This is a genomic window from Pseudomonas sp. P7759 (genome assembly GCF_013386445.1).
In the GTDB taxonomy this organism is placed as follows: Bacteria; Pseudomonadota; Gammaproteobacteria; order Pseudomonadales; family Pseudomonadaceae; genus Aquipseudomonas; species Aquipseudomonas azotoformans_A.
This window is the reverse complement of sequence record NZ_JACART010000016.1, coordinates 28,292-42,522: the sequence shown is the minus strand read 5'-3', so window position 1 is coordinate 42,522 and position 14,231 is coordinate 28,292. Positions and strand designations below refer to the sequence as shown.

Below are 14,231 nucleotides of genomic sequence, written 5' to 3'. Positions count from 1 at the left end.
TATTTTTCCAACGGAATAACCTCGGGCCATCAACTGTTTTGCATACCCATCTGTGCAAACAGCGGCACCATCCCCGCGCCGCGACAATGGCGGCAGCCATACACACCCAGCACCACCGGTTCTCTCACCGCCGGTTTTGGCGCCCGCTCGAACCAGGTGGGCGCCACGAAGCGGTAGCCCAGGCCGGGTGCCGTGGCGATGTACAACGCTTCATCGTCACCGAGGGTGCGACGCAGGGTCTTGATCTGCGTGCGCAGGTTGCATTCCTCCACCACCAGTTTCGGCCAGGCAATGTCGAGCAGTTCGGTTTTCTTCAGCAGTTCGCCGGGGCGCGAGGCGAGGGCGATCAGCAGTGTCAGCGCGCGGCTGCCCAGGTTCACGGGTTGCCCGTGCTTGAGCAGTTGATGGCGCTTGGGGAGCAGTCGATAAGGGCCGAAGTGAATCTCAGCGCAACCGTCGTTGTCGAGGAGCGATGTGGGTGAATCATTCATGTCGGTCATAGATCACCTGGAAGTTTTATATATAGCCGGCCCGTGAACGAGTCCTTTGGTTATTAGTGCAGTTGCACTAACGGGCGCGGAGGAAAGTTGTTCTCCCAGCAATAAGGCTGCTTGGGAGGGGCTATCAAACGCGATGATTAAGTCGCTGTTGTTACAAATGGAAATATCTGGGAAGTTGGGCAAAAGGCTATTAGCGAGAAATGTGAAGTCGTCGCGAAAATAATTGCCATGCCTTGCTTCATAGCTCGTTTGCATCGCGCCTTATTGCTCACGTCCGTTGTGCTCATAGTTGAAAGGTCCCCGTAAAACCGGGCCTGCAGCGTGTCTTGGTTTTTTTCTGAAAGTTCCGTGACCCTAAATGGATGAGTTTTTCTCAACGCCAGGTTGAGCCAAACCTTTCACAGCGCCTGTGCGGAACGTTTCACAAGCTTTCACAGCGAAGGCGTTTTGATCGTGAGTAGTATGGAACCCATGCAAACCGACGGCAGTTCGAAGGCTCACTGTCTGACGTTTTGGGCATTCACCGGTTTGCATACTTTCAGCTTGCTGTTGCGCAACTGAATAACTTCCCTATCGATGCAAGGAGATGAACATGGCTGATGTCCCACCAGTAAAAGCAGGCGGCGCCGACGACGCTATCGCGAAGATGGAAGCGACCTTCAACATGGCTATCGAGAAGTCGGCCAAGATCACCGAAATCAGCACCGCGAAAAAAGCGGAGCTCGACGCCACCAAACAGCGTCCGCAGAACTGATTCGCCAAACGGGCGGCGCCGGCGCTGCCCGTTTACCCTCTGATGCTTGACCCCGTTGCACATGCTCAAGGGGGCAAACCCAACCATGACAGCCTTGATTTCCTTGGGGCCGGTCGCCGCTACTGGCGCACCGACCTTGACCGTGACCGATGGTTTGCACCAGGGCAGTTCCCTGGTGCTCGACCAGCCGGTCTATACCCTCGGCGCCGACCTGGCGGCCGACTTGGTACTCACCGATCCCGGCATTGCCGGCCTGCACCTGCGCCTGCGGTTTGAAGGCGACCAAGTGGCGGTCGAAGCGCTGGGCGGTGACGTGTTGCTCGCCGGCAATGTGCGTATTCCCCACGGCAACGGCCATCGCGCGCGATTGCCGTTGCAACTGCGGATCGGCACGGCGGGTGTGAGCCTGGCTGTGCCTGGTGGCGCTGAAAAACCGTCGGACGCCCCACGCAAAATCACCCCCTGGATTGTCGCGACCGTCCTGCTGTTTATCTGTGCGGGGGCGCTGGCGGTTCGTAGCGAAGCGCCACTGTTGCCCGCAACGGTCGTGGCCGACGAGGTTGCGCCGCTGAAAAAACCGTCCCGCGAGCAAGCCAAAGCCTGGTTGGAGCAGCAGCTACAAACCGCCCGCTTGGACACCGTGAAAATCAGTGACAGCAACGGCCAGCTCAGCGCCACCGGCACCTTTGAACAGTCGCAAAAGCCACAGTGGCTGGCCTTGCAGCAGGCGTTTGACCAGCGCTACGGCCAGCAGGTCGTGCTCAACCCGCGTGTGACGGCCCGCGCCGATGCCGCCGCGCCGCGCGTGCGCTTCCAGGCCGTATGGTTTGGCGCCCAGCCCTACGTGATCAACGACAGCGGCAAGCGCCTCTACCCCGGCGCAGCCCTGGCGGACAACTGGGTGCTGGAACGCATCGAAAACAACCAAGTGATCCTCGCCCGTGGCGAGGAGCGCTTCACCTTCACGCTGTGACCATGCTTTTAAGCTAAGGCCCTGGGATGAAAGTCGAACCCCGCCCGTTGATTCCCAGTGATGTGCGCAGTGCGCCGGTCGAAGCGGTTCGCCCGGTCAACGCGCGCCAGGCCACCGCCTTCGAAGCGGTGCTCAAGACCCGCAAGACCCAGACCCGCCGCTCCCTGCGCAGTGACCTCGAAGCACTCACCGCCGCCGCTGGCGTGGACTCGTTGCTGTTCGGCGGCGCGCGTTCGCTGGAGCTGCTGGAGCATGTGATGGAACACATCCTGCCCGGCCTGGACGCCGAGCCACACATCAAGGCACTGGCCATCGAGCTGATCGGCGAAGAGATCGAGATGCGCCGCAACCTCGAACAGCAACGCTCGGAGGTGCATACCTGATGGCCCGCGAAAACGACGACGCCGTGCAACTGCTCAAGGGCATTGGTGAGCTGTATCGGCGTAACGGCCAGTCCCAGCGCGCGCTGGTGATGCTGCTGATTGCCGTCAGCGTCGCACCCCACGACGGTGTGTTGCTGCGTTCGCTGGTGCTGGCGTTCACCGACAGCGGCGACGCCGCCCGCGCCCTGAGTGCCCTGGACCGCCTGGTGGCGCTGGAAGGCGAATCTGCCAGCCTGTTGCTGCTGCGCGCCCGCGCCTTGTGGTACGGCGAGCGCAAGGACGAAGCGCGCCAATGCTTCAAACGCTACCTGGCCGCACGCAGGGCTGGCGCATGAGTGCACTCAACCGCCTGAACAACCTGGCGCGCCTCGCTGCGCAGCGTACCGACGTGATCATCGTTGCGTTCATGCTGATGGCGATCGTGATGATGATCATCCCGCTGCCCACCTACCTGGTGGATGCGTTGATCGGCCTTAACATCGCCCTGAGCATCCTGATCCTGATCGTGGCGTTCTACATCGGCCATTCGGTGGAGTTTTCCGCGCTGCCGCCGCTGATTCTGTTGAGCACGCTGTTCCGGTTGTCGCTGTCGATCACCACCACGCGTTTGATCCTGCTGCACGGCGACGCCGGCCATATCGTCAAGGCCTTCGGCGACTTTGTGATCGCCGGGCAAGTGGTGGTGGGCATGGTGGTGTTCCTGATCATCACCGTGGCGCAGTTCGTGGTGATCACCAAGGGGGCCGAGCGTGTGGCGGAAGTGGCTGCGCGCTTCACCCTGGACGCGATGCCCGGCAAACAGATGAGCATCGACAACGACCTGCGCAACGGCGACATCGATCAGGCCGAAGCCCGTCGCCGTCGCTCGCGCCTGGAACGTGAAAGCCAGATGTTCGGCGCGATGGACGGCGCCATGAAGTTCGTCAAAGGCGATGCCATCGCCGGCCTGGTGATCCTTGCGGTCAACCTGCTCGGCGGCATGTTGATCGGCATGATCGAGCGCGACATGCCCTTCGGCGTCGCGGTGCACACCTACTCGTTGCTGACCGTGGGTGACGGCCTGATCGCGCAGATTCCGGCGCTGCTGATTTCCGTGGCGGCGGGCACCGTGGTCACTCGCGTCAACAGCGACGGCGAAGCGGGGGACCTGGGCAGCGAGATCATCAAGCAACTGGGCGCCAGTTACCGTGCGCTGGGCTTGACCGCCTTGATCATGATTGGCGTGAGCCTGCTGCCAGGGTTTCCGACCTGGGTGTTCCTCGGGCTGTCCCTGGTGTTTGGTGGTGCGGCGTTCATGATGTATCGCCGGCATCATCGCCAGCCAGAACTCGAAGCGCTGGTCGAGACGCCGGAACCGGTGGTCGAAGTGCAGGCCGAACTGGATGACAACCTGCTGCCCGATACCCGTGTGCTGCTGACCCTCGGCAGCGGTGTGTCCCAGAGCGCGCCGCGCCAACTGCTGCGCCAGCGCGTCGAAGCGCTGTGCCATGACCTGCGTACCGAACTCGGCGTGGACATGCCGGTGCCGGGCATCTACATGGAGGCCAAGGCCACGCCGGGCAGTTTCCGCGTGTCCCTGGAAGGCGTGCCGGTGAGCGAGGGCGAATTACCGATCAACTGCCTGCTGGTGCAGGACGATCCGGTGCATGTGCAGCTGCTGGACATCGCCACTGTGCAGGCCGACTCCCCCCTCAATGGTCGCAGCGCCCACTGGGTCGAACGCCAGCACGAAGACACCCTGCGCAACGCCGGCATCGGCTTCCTGCTGCCCGACGAAGTATTGCGCGGCGTGCTGGAACGTAGCCTGCGTCGCTATGCCGCCGACTTCCTCGGCATCCAGGAAACCCGCCTGCTGCTGGAGCGCACCGAGGCGACCTACGGTGAACTGGTCAAGGAGGCCTTGCGCCTGGTGCCGCTGCAACGGGTGGCCGAAACCTTGCGCCTGTTGGTTGGCGAGGGCGTGTCGATCCGCAACCAGCGCGCTTTGCTGGAAGCCATGGTGGAGTGGGGCGCCCGCGAAACCGACGCCGGGCGCCTGACCGAACACTTGCGCGCCGCGCTGGCGCGGCAGATCAGCCATCAATACGCCGACCGCAACCGGGTGATCGGTGCGCTGGTACTGGCGCCGGGCCTGGAAGATCAACTGCGTGCCTCATTGCGCCGCCAGGAGCCGCAGCGCGAACTGATCCCCGAAGAAGTCAGCCGCGCCTTGCTCGCCCAACTGCGCCAGGCCTGTGACAACACCCGCGAGGTCAACAGTGCGGTGTTGCTGGTGCACCCGGAACTGCGTCGCAGCCTGCGCCGCCTGGTACTGCGCGGTGAGCTGGAGCTGGCGGTGCTGTCGTTCCGCGAGCTGGCCACCGAGTACAACCTGCAAGCGCTGGTGACCATCAGCCTCACCGAAATCTCCAACCGCCGCGCGCCTGCCGCGGCTTCCGTCACCCCCCTGGCGTCCGCCTCATGATGCGTTTTTGTGTGCTGTTGCTGAGTGTTTTTGCGTGTGTGAGCCAGGCTCAGGAAATCGCGGCCGGTGCCGGGGGCTCGATTGCCCTGGCCTCCGGTGAAGGGCGCATCCTGCATTTTGTCGCGCCGGTGGATTCAGTACTGGTGGCCGAGCCGAATGTGGCCGACCTGCAAGTGGTGTCGCCGGGCACGATCTATATTTTCGGCAAAGCGCCGGGCAACACCAGCCTGATTGCCCTGGGCAGCGACGGCAAACAACTGGCGAGCCTGACCCTGGCCGTGAGCAGTGGCAGCCAGGCGGTGAGCACTCCGATGCAGGCGCTGCACCCCGGCAACGGCGCACAGATCAGCGGCGCCGGTAACCGTCTGGTCGCCAAGGGCACCCTGGGTTCGGTGGCGGAAGCGACCGACCTGAATGCCTTGCTCAACCCTCAGGGGCAAGGTTTCCAGAGCGCGATCAACACCACCGAATACGCAGGCTCCGCCCAAGTGAACCTGCGTGTGCGTTTTGCCGAGGTGTCGCGCTCCGAGCTGCTGCACTACGGTGTGAACTGGAACGCCATGTTCAACAACGGCACCTTCTCCTTCGGCCTGATCACCGGCGGACCACTGGCCGCCGCCACGGCAGGCGGCTTGGCAGCAGCAGGTGCCGGTTCAGGCAATGTGAATATCGACGGCATGCTCGATGCGTTGCAGGCCAACGGCGTGTTGCAGATCCTTGCCGAACCGAATATCACCGCCATGACCGGCCAGACCGCCAGCTTCCTCGCCGGTGGCGAAGTGGCGATCCCGGTGCCAGTCAACCGTGACCTGGTGGGCATCGAATACAAGTCGTTCGGCGTGTCGTTGCTGTTCAACCCGACCCTGCTGCCCAACGGCCGCATCGCCTTGCAAGTGCGCCCGGAAGTCAGCAGCGTGGTCAGCGGCGGCACTGTGGATTTCGGCAACTTCCACGTGCCGTCCTTCAGCGTGCGCCGCGCCGATACGCGGGTGGAGGTCGGCAGTGGGCAGACCTTCGCCATTGCCGGGCTGTTCCAGCGCGAAAGCAGCCAGGACATCGAGAAACTGCCACTGCTGGGCGACCTGCCGATCCTCGGCAACCTGTTCCGCTCCAAGCGCTTCCAGCGCAATGAAACCGAACTGGTGATCCTCATCACCCCGTACCTGGTGGAGCCGGTGCGTGGTCGCACCCTCGCCACGCCCCTCGACGCACAACCGGCTACCGCAGCGGCCACCGGACCGCGCAGCGGCGGGGCGTTCGGTTTCTACATGAATTGATCAGGGGGACTGCCGTGACTGCTTTACGCGTATTGATGCTGTTGCCCCTGGCGCTAATGGGTTGCCAGACCCACCTGGCGCCGACGTATTACTCGTCCGAGTACCGCGCGGATGGCTTGCCGACTCAGTGTCAGCAGCCTCCGGCCACGGACACCATCGGCCTGGGCGAAGACTTCAAGCCGACCCTGGCGTTGGGCTGCGCGAACAACCTGAACCTGATGCAAATGGTCGAGCGCAAGCAAGACCTGACCCAAGGCCGCCCAACCGGCCCGGTGATGGCCGCGCCCGTGGGCCGCGCTGCCCAGGTGTACATCGAAGGTTTCGATCGCGAGCAATTGCAGCGGCGCAAGGACCAGCAAGAAGCCAAGGCCGGCGCAGCGGGAGGCCAGCAATGAACCGCTTATCGCGGGTCTACCAACCCCAACTCCCGAGCCTGCGCCACCGGGTCACTGATGGCTTTGATGCGCTTGGCTTCCGTCACCAACCGCTCCCGCTCGGCCGCTGGAATGTCATCCAGCGGCAACCCCGCCACCCGCTGCTCATACCCCGCCAACACCATCACCAACAACTCATTACGCTGATGCCGGGGCAAGGCGCGGGGCGACTGCGCGACCGGTGCGATGGTCTCCAACGCCTGCTGCGACTGTCCACCCAACGCGTAAGCCAGGGCCAGGTTGCAGCGGTTGTCGAGGTCGTCGGGCTTGAGGCTCAGGCTCTTGGCGAACGCGGTTTGCGCCGCAGCGGCCTGGCCATTGAGGATCTGCGCCACACCCAGGCGGGTGTAGGCCACTGGCAACCCGCCAATCTCCGCCGCCTGGCCCAGGGCAGTGACGGCACGCTGGGTCTTGCCCGACTGCAATTGCGCGGTGCCCAGGCCGAGCAGGGCGTCGGCATTGTGCGCATCGAACCCCAGGGCTTGCTGGAAAGCCCGCTCGGCGCCCAGCGCATCCTTGGCGTCGAGCCTGGCCTGGCCGAGCTTGAGCCACAACTCGATGCCGGCACCGGGTTGCTGCGCCGCACGCTCGTACAGCGCGGCCGCACTGGCGTAGTCGCCGCGCTTGCGCAGGTCATTGGCCAGTTGCAACGACTTGTCGGAATCGGTCGCGGGCTTGCTGGAGCAGGCCGCCAGCAACAGGGTACTGGCGAGCAGAAAATTCTTGGACATCGTCACAACTCGTCTGGCGAAGGCGGACGCCATGTAAGCATATTTTTGCTGGCTGTCCTATGCCTGTTCGGCAGCCGTTTTGCCAATGCCGCCGAAGAACCGGCGTGGTTCTCCCAGCCCTATGCCTACGTGCTGGTGGACCAGGATGTGCGCAGCGCCCTGGAAGAATTCGGCCACAACCTCGACGTGCCCCTGGTGCTCTCCGACAAGGTGCGCGGCAAGGCCCGCAGCACGATTCGCGGCGCCACTGCCGGCGAATTCCTGCAGACCCTGTGCAGCACCAACGGCCTCACCTGGTACTTCGACGGCAACCTGCTGTACCTCAATGCCAGCGATGAAATCAGCACCAAGCTTTTCAAGGCCAACGCCCTGGACCTCGACCAGTTGCAGGCCTACCTCAGCAACCTCGATGTGTTCGGCCAGCAGTTGTCCATGCGCAACGGCCCCGAGGGCGATGAAGTGTTCGTGTCCGGACCACCGCCGTACCTGGCGCTGGTGCAGCAGCATGTGGATCACCTGCAACCCAAGGTCGTGGCCGCCCCGGTGGCGCGCGAGCGCGGGGTGCGGGTGTTCCGTGGCGCGCAAGTCAGTACCGAAACCCCAACCCAGTAAAGGAGCAGCACCATGTCCGTAACGGCCGTAGACAGCAATCTCGCCCCTGGTGGCGCCAGCCCTGAAGCCAAGTTCAATGCCGCGGTGGATAACGCCAAGGCCGCCGACAAACCCAACGAAGCCGATGACCCCGAGTTCACCGATGCGTTGATCACCCAGGCGGTCACCATCGGCGGTCAGTTCATCATCATGCCGAAGATGCAGGAACTGCTGAACGACGCCATGTCCGATGACGACGAAGAGTAGGAAGCCCCTATGACTATCAGTCTCGCCGCCGGCGCTTCGGCGCTGCCGCCGTCTGCCGGCGCGGGGCCCGCCGGGGCCTCGCAGAACCTGTTCGAGCACATGGCCAACACCGCCAAGGGCATGCCCGAAGGCGCCAGCCCACACCAGATCGGTTCGGGCCTGATGGAGCGTATGAACAGTTTCATCGACCGCACGCGGGCGTTTTCCGAGCGCGCCGACTTGCTCACCAACAACCCGTCGGCGCCGCCACCGGCATCGTCAGAGATCCGCACCGCCAGCGCTTCACCTCAAGGCGAGCCGGGGAAAAAGGTCGGTGAGCAACAGGTCGACCAGATCGTCCACTCCCTGGGCAAGATGTTCGACTACTCCATCGAAACCCAGATGGTGGTGCGCGGTGCGACGCAGATTTCCGGTTCCGCCAACACACTGCTCAAGGGCCAATAACGCCATGCCAAGCCCCAACCGCGCCTTGCGCCTGCTGCTGATCGGCCTGCTCGCCAGCCTGTTGCAAGCCTGCAACACCGACCTCTACACCAACCTCAGCGAGCGCGACGCCAACGCCATGGTCGCGGTGCTGCTGCGCGGTGGCATCCCGGCGGAACGCAAGGCCCAGGACAACGGCCAGCTCAAGGTGGTGGTCGATGAGTCACGCTTTGCCGAAGCCATGACCCTGCTCGACAACGCCGGCCTGCCGCAACAGAGCTTTTCCAACATGGGCGAGGTGTTCAAGGGCAACGGCCTGGTGTCGTCGCCGGTGCAGGAGCGGGCGCAGATGATCTATGCGCTGAGCGAAGAGCTGTCGCACTCGGTGTCGCAGATCGACGGCATCGTCGCCGCCCGCGTGCACGTGGTGCTGCCGGACAACGACTTGCTCAAGCGCGTGATTTCGCCGTCTTCGGCCTCGGTATTGGTGCGTTACGACCCAGGCACCGACATCAATACGCTAATCCCGCAGATCAAGACCCTGGTCGCCAACGGTATTTCCGGCCTGAGTTACGACGGCGTTTCGGTGACGGCAATCAAAGCCGCTGTGGCCATCAGCAATAACCCGGCACAGCCGCGCCTGGCCCGCTTCATGGGCCTGTGGCTGCTGGAAGACAACCTGCCCCAGGCGCGGCTGATGTTTGGTGCGCTTCTGTTGATCGCCCTCGGCGCCGTGGGAGTGCTGGCCCGTCAGCAATGGGCGCGTCGCCAGTCCCAGGCGCTGTATGTGCTCAAGGAGGGTGAATGAGTCTGTTCGAGCGTTGGCAGGGGCTGATCGCCGAGCCCCTGCAGTTTGTACGCGGGCCGAGCCTGGGCGCGTGTTTTGCCGATGAATTGCCCGACGCCGTGCTGCAGGCGATGCACGGCCAGCCGCGTTTTCGCCAGCGCCTGGAGCAGTTGCTGGTCAGCCATTACCAACTGGCGCCCATGGACCAGTTGGTCACGCCCTTGGCGGCGGACTTGTCGGTATTGCTGCTGTCACCCGCGCAGTTCGCCCGCTTGCCGAGGCTGTGCGGGGCGATCTGGCATGCCGCGACCCTGAGCCGGGAGATCCGCCGCGAGGTGGTCAATGAGCTGCGCGAAGGCCTGGGTGCTGAAGTCTTCGTTTCAGCCCTGGCCTTGCGCCAACTCGGCGGCGCAGCGGATTTACTGCGCGATCCCGGCGAATTGATCGAGGCCATCGACCGCGACGGCCAAGGCTGTGTCGCCGCCTGGCTGCACGCCCAGCATGCCGACTGGCAGGGCTGGTTGCGTTTGCGCTTTGCCTTCCCCCAGGGCCACAGCGCCCGAGTGCCCCGTGACCTGGAAATCGTCCAGGCCGCCGCCGCGTGCCTGCTGGCCGAGGAGATGACGCCATGAGCGAATTGCCGAGCCGTCCCACCGCACGCATCCTGCGCGCCGAAGACGCCGCGTTATGGAGCGACGGCTTTGCCTTCCTGCAAGCGGCCAAGCAACAGGCCGAACAGATCAAGGCCGACAGCGAACAATGGCTGAGCAGCGCCCGCGCCGAAGGCTTCGAAAGCGCCCGCCAAGCCGGGGCTGAGCAGGTCGCGCAGTTGCTGCTGCACACCCAGTCCCAGGTACAGCACTACTTGAGCAGCCTGGAAGCGTCTTTGGCCGACCTGGCCCTGGGCATCGTGCGTGAAGTGCTGGGCGAGCTGGACAGCGCCGACCGCGTGGTACGCAGTACCCGCCAGGCCTTGAGCGCGTTTCGCCAGGACCAGGCGTTGACTCTGTGGGTGCCGCCTGCGGAGGTCGATGCGTTGCGTCAACGCCTCAAGCTGGAAGGGCTGGCGATTGCCGTGGATGCAGACGAACAGTTGCACGCCGGCCAGGCACGCCTGAACAGCCCGGCTGGATCAGTGGAACTGGGCCTCGAAGCCCAATTGCAAAATCTGCGGCGCAGCCTGTTGCCGTTCGCCGAAGAGGGCGTGGCATGAACCTGGAACAGCTGCTGCCACGCCTGTCCGGGCGCTTGGCGCAAGCACGCTTGCGCCCCATGCACGGTACGGTGTTGAGCATTCGTGGTGTACTGCTGCGAGCCAGTGTGGCCGGCGCGAGCATCGGAGAGCTGTGCCAACTGCGCGACCCCGGCAGCGCCCGCAGCCTGAGCGCCGAGGTGATCGGCTTTGACGGTGACGAGGCGATCCTGTCGCCCATTGGCTCCATGGAAGGGCTGTCCACCCGCACTCAAATCACCGCCACCGGCGAGACGTTGGGTGTCGCCGTGGGTGATGCGCAACTGGGGAGGGTGATCAGCCCCATGGGCGATTTTCTCGACGGCGACGGCCTCCCGCCGACCGTGGCCCTGCAGCATTACCCGCTGCACGCCGAACCTCCGGCACCGTTTTCCCGGCAGTTGATCGTGCGTTCCATGGCGCTGGGCATTCGTTCCATCGACGGCCTGCTGACCCTGGCCCAGGGCCAACGCATGGGTATCTTTGGTGAGCCCGGCGTGGGTAAGTCTTCGCTGTTGGCCAGCATCATTCGCAACAGCGAAGCCGATGTGATCGTGATCGGGCTGATCGGCGAGCGGGGCAGGGAAGTGCGCGAACTGCTCGACGTGCAACTCGACGCCCAGGCCCGTGCGCGCACCGTGGCGGTGGTCGCGACCTCGGATCGCCCGGCGGCCGAGCGGGTGCGCGCGGCGTTTGTTGCCACCACCCTGGCCGAATACCACCGCGACCAGGGCCGCAACGTATTGCTGCTGATGGACAGCCTGACCCGCTTCGCCCGTGCCCAGCGCGAGATCGGCCTGGCCGTAGGCGAACCGCCGACACGGCGTGGTTATCCGCCGTCGTTTTTCTCGGCCTTGCCGCGCCTGCTGGAACGCGCCGGCCCCGGCCCCACCGGCAGCATCACCGCGTTGTACACCGTGCTTACCGAGGGTGATGCCGCCAGCGATCCGGTGGCCGAGGAAGCCCGTTCGATCCTCGACGGGCACATCGCCCTCAGCGCCGAACTGGCCCAGCGCAACTACTTTCCGGCGGTGGATGTGTTGCGCAGCCGCAGCCGTTTGATGGAGCAGGTTGCCGGTGAAGAACACAAGCGCCTGGCGATGCGCATTCGCGAATTGATGGCGCGGTATGGCGAGATCGAAATGCTGATCCGCGTCGGCGAATACTCCGTCGGCAGCGACCCCCTGGCCGACGAAGCAATCAACCGCCACGCCGCCATCGAAGCCTTCCTGCGCCAGAACGCAGGCGAGCCGAGCAACCTGGAACAGACCCTGGCCCATATGCGCCGGGTGTTGGCATGAACAAGGAGCAAACCCAATGAAAACCGAGCAACTGCGCACCCTGCAAACCCTGCGGGTGTTGCGTGAACAACGCGCCGCCAGTCAACTGGCCGCCCAGCAACAACGCTGCGAACAGACCCACGGCGTGCTCACCGACGCCAAGGAGCAACTGCGCCTGCACCGTGAAGCCATCGCCGAGGAAGCGCGGCAGGTGTATGCCTCGCTCACCGAAGGCCTGTCGGTGGCCAGTTGGCAGGCGGCCCAGGATCGGTTGCGCGGGCTGTCGGATGACCAGCAGCAACTGGAAAACGACGTGACCCACGTGTCCACCACGCTTGAAAGCCAGGAGCGCGAGCGCGACCTGTTCCGCCAGGAGCGCCTGAGCCGCCAGCGTCAATCCGACGCCTGGCAAAGCCTGCTGGAAGGCCGTGAGAGCGATGAGCGTCGCGTGGGCGAGCTGCGTGACGAAGGCGTCGGCACATGATTGCAGCCCTTGCCGACCCGTTGTCGCCGTGGCTGACCCACTACGATCCAGCGTTGCTGGCCCTGCATAACCTATTGCATCGCCGCTGTCGCCCTTGGCAAGGCCGCCTCGCCGGGCAGGACCTGAGTGTGCGCTGGGCCACCGAACCGCAAGCCCTCGCCGCGCCGCGTGACGTGCTGCTGTTACTCGGCCGCGCACCCGCGCGCCTGCGGTTGTCCGCCGCAGCGATGGAGCAGTTGTTGCTGCCGCTGGCGCTGTCATTCGATGTGCAACCGTTGCCCGCGCTGGCGCGTTCGTTGTTGCTGGAACTGGCACTGCTCGACCTGATCGAGACCCTCGAGCCGCTGCTCGGCCACCCCGTGCAGTTGCTTGATGTGAGCGAAGGCCAAGACCCGTTTGCCGTGCACGTGGCGCTGGAACTGACGTTCGCCAACCAGCCGCCTATGAGCGCCCAATTGGACCTGAGCGAAAGCGCCGCCGTGCGGGTGGCGCAGTTGCTCGCGCACTACGCCCAGCCCGAACCCGAGCCGTTGCTGGCCCTGCACCAGACCCTCACGGTGGTGGCGGGGCGGCAGTGGCTGAGCCTCGGCGAACTGCGCAGCCTGCGCCCCGGCGATGTGCTGATGCTGGACCAAGGCCCCGGCCTGCTGCTCGACCTCGACGGCCGCCTGCAGGCGCGTTGCCAACACCAGGGTGAAGTCCTGCGCCTGCAGGAAGCCTTGAAAGCCCCTTTTGTGGAACCGGAGAACCCCATGACTGATGTTGATGCCGCCGCGGCGCTGGATGAGTTGCCGTTGAAACTGGTGTGCCAGGTCGGCACGCTGGAGCTGACCCTGGCGCAATTGCGCGAACTGGGCGCGGGCAGCCTGTTGCAGCTCAATACGCCGGGCGTGGACAGCGTCGACCTGATGGTCAACGGCCGTCGCGTCGGCCAGGGCCAACTGGTGAAAATCGGTGACGGCCTGGGCGTGCGCCTGCTGAGTTTCGCCACCCCATGACCGGTTATCAGCCGAACCTGATCGAGATCATCCTGGTCGTTGCGACGATCGGGCTGATCCCGTTGGCGGTGGTGACGCTCACCGGGTTCATGAAGATCTCGGTGGTGCTGTTCCTGATCCGCAACGCCCTGGGCGTGCAACAGACCCCGCCGAACCTGGTGCTGTACGGCATCGCATTGATCCTGTCGGTGTACGTGACCACGCCGTTGATTGGCGACATGTATCGGCAAGTGGAAGGGCGCGACCTCAATATCGAGCATGTCGAGCAACTCAAGGATTTAGGCGACGCTTTGCGCCCGCCGCTGCAGGCGCACCTCAAGCGTTTCGCGAATGAATCCGAGCGCGGCTTTTTCGTGCAGGCCACCGAGACTATCTGGTCGCCGGAAGCCCGTGCCGACCTGCGCGATGATGACCTGGTGGTGTTGATTCCGGCGTTCGTCAGCTCGGAACTGACCCGCGCTTTCGAGATCGGCTTTCTGTTGTACATCCCGTTCCTGGTGGTGGACTTGCTGGTGTCCAACGTGCTGATGGCCATGGGCATGTCGATGGTCTCGCCGAACCTGATCTCCATTCCGCTGAAGATCTTTTTATTCGTGTCCCTGAGCGGCTGGTCGCGCTTGATGCACGGTTTGATTCTGAGTTACGGCTGAGGCA

The 14,231-nt window shown here is 64.2% G+C and carries 19 protein-coding genes; 17 read left to right on the top strand and 2 right to left on the bottom strand.

Going from position 1 to position 14,231, the window contains the following annotated elements:
• Positions 1 to 29: 29 nt before the first annotated feature.
• Positions 30 to 491, bottom strand: coding sequence for a transcriptional regulator (locus HX823_RS14890; RefSeq protein ID WP_371317966.1), 462 nt, complete (start codon positions 489 to 491; stop codon positions 30 to 32).
• A gap of 601 nt (positions 492 to 1,092) precedes the next feature.
• Between HX823_RS14890 and HX823_RS14885 the strand changes: the two genes are divergently transcribed.
• From HX823_RS14885 to HX823_RS14855, 7 genes are all read left to right on the top strand, one after another.
• Entirely contained in the window at positions 1,093 to 1,254 is a 162-nt protein-coding gene (locus HX823_RS14885) for a hypothetical protein (RefSeq protein ID WP_016969018.1), read from the top strand.
• Positions 1,255 to 1,339: 85 nt separating this feature from the next.
• Positions 1,340 to 2,227, top strand: a complete 888-nt coding sequence (locus HX823_RS14880; protein WP_038846080.1) for an FHA domain-containing protein — start codon at positions 1,340 to 1,342, stop codon at positions 2,225 to 2,227.
• A gap of 26 nt (positions 2,228 to 2,253) precedes the next feature.
• A complete protein-coding gene (locus tag HX823_RS14875; protein WP_038846082.1) occupies positions 2,254 to 2,610 on the top strand; it encodes a hypothetical protein in 357 nt (118 codons plus the stop codon).
• Entirely contained in the window at positions 2,610 to 2,945 is a 336-nt protein-coding gene (locus tag HX823_RS14870; protein ID WP_016977474.1) for a lipopolysaccharide assembly protein LapB, read from the top strand. The genes HX823_RS14875 and HX823_RS14870 overlap by 1 nt, the downstream gene beginning before the upstream one ends.
• Positions 2,942 to 5,074: a type III secretion system export apparatus subunit SctV gene (gene sctV / locus HX823_RS14865; RefSeq protein WP_177075299.1), complete on the top strand. Its 2,133-nt coding sequence runs from the start codon at positions 2,942 to 2,944 to the stop codon at positions 5,072 to 5,074. The genes HX823_RS14870 and sctV overlap by 4 nt, the downstream gene beginning before the upstream one ends.
• Positions 5,071 to 6,351: a type II and III secretion system protein family protein gene (locus HX823_RS14860; RefSeq protein WP_033901346.1), complete on the top strand. Its 1,281-nt coding sequence runs from the start codon at positions 5,071 to 5,073 to the stop codon at positions 6,349 to 6,351. Before sctV ends, HX823_RS14860 begins: the two co-directional genes overlap by 4 nt.
• A gap of 35 nt (positions 6,352 to 6,386) precedes the next feature.
• Complete coding sequence (locus tag HX823_RS14855; RefSeq protein WP_177075419.1) at positions 6,387 to 6,746, top strand: hypothetical protein; 360 nt, start codon at positions 6,387 to 6,389, stop codon at positions 6,744 to 6,746.
• A gap of 5 nt (positions 6,747 to 6,751) precedes the next feature.
• On the opposite strand, the gene HX823_RS14850 is transcribed toward HX823_RS14855, so the two are convergent.
• Entirely contained in the window at positions 6,752 to 7,516 is a 765-nt protein-coding gene (locus HX823_RS14850) for a lipopolysaccharide assembly protein LapB (RefSeq protein WP_177075298.1), read from the bottom strand.
• Positions 7,517 to 7,564: 48 nt separating this feature from the next.
• Between HX823_RS14850 and HX823_RS14845 the strand changes: the two genes are divergently transcribed.
• The 10 genes from HX823_RS14845 to sctR are packed head-to-tail and all read left to right on the top strand — an operon-like array spanning position 7,565 to position 14,227.
• Entirely contained in the window at positions 7,565 to 8,128 is a 564-nt protein-coding gene (locus tag HX823_RS14845) for a hypothetical protein (protein WP_025999889.1), read from the top strand.
• 12 nt (positions 8,129 to 8,140) lie between these two features.
• Positions 8,141 to 8,374, top strand: coding sequence for a hypothetical protein (locus HX823_RS14840; protein WP_028616832.1), 234 nt, complete (start codon positions 8,141 to 8,143; stop codon positions 8,372 to 8,374).
• Between the two features lie 9 nt (positions 8,375 to 8,383).
• Positions 8,384 to 8,818 (top strand): hypothetical protein, encoded by a 435-nt coding sequence (locus tag HX823_RS14835; protein WP_177075297.1) that lies wholly within the window; start codon positions 8,384 to 8,386, stop codon positions 8,816 to 8,818.
• Positions 8,819 to 8,822: 4 nt separating this feature from the next.
• Entirely contained in the window at positions 8,823 to 9,605 is a 783-nt protein-coding gene (gene sctJ / locus HX823_RS14830) for a type III secretion system inner membrane ring lipoprotein SctJ (RefSeq protein WP_038846091.1), read from the top strand.
• Positions 9,602 to 10,216 carry a hypothetical protein gene (locus HX823_RS14825; protein WP_038846093.1) on the top strand — a complete coding sequence of 205 codons (615 nt, stop codon included), beginning with the start codon at positions 9,602 to 9,604 and terminating at the stop codon, positions 10,214 to 10,216. Before sctJ ends, HX823_RS14825 begins: the two co-directional genes overlap by 4 nt.
• Positions 10,213 to 10,797, top strand: coding sequence for a FliH/SctL family protein (locus tag HX823_RS14820; RefSeq protein ID WP_038846094.1), 585 nt, complete (start codon positions 10,213 to 10,215; stop codon positions 10,795 to 10,797). Before HX823_RS14825 ends, HX823_RS14820 begins: the two co-directional genes overlap by 4 nt.
• A complete protein-coding gene (locus HX823_RS14815) occupies positions 10,794 to 12,116 on the top strand; it encodes a FliI/YscN family ATPase (protein WP_177075296.1) in 1,323 nt (440 codons plus the stop codon). The genes HX823_RS14820 and HX823_RS14815 overlap by 4 nt, the downstream gene beginning before the upstream one ends.
• Before the next feature lie 16 nt (positions 12,117 to 12,132).
• Positions 12,133 to 12,579, top strand: a complete 447-nt coding sequence (locus HX823_RS14810; protein WP_016978393.1) for a hypothetical protein — start codon at positions 12,133 to 12,135, stop codon at positions 12,577 to 12,579.
• Positions 12,576 to 13,577 carry a type III secretion system cytoplasmic ring protein SctQ gene (gene sctQ / locus HX823_RS14805; RefSeq protein ID WP_177075295.1) on the top strand — a complete coding sequence of 334 codons (1,002 nt, stop codon included), beginning with the start codon at positions 12,576 to 12,578 and terminating at the stop codon, positions 13,575 to 13,577. Before HX823_RS14810 ends, sctQ begins: the two co-directional genes overlap by 4 nt.
• Positions 13,574 to 14,227, top strand: a complete 654-nt coding sequence (sctR, locus tag HX823_RS14800) for a type III secretion system export apparatus subunit SctR (RefSeq protein ID WP_017137580.1) — start codon at positions 13,574 to 13,576, stop codon at positions 14,225 to 14,227. Before sctQ ends, sctR begins: the two co-directional genes overlap by 4 nt.
• Positions 14,228 to 14,231 lie beyond the last annotated feature (4 nt).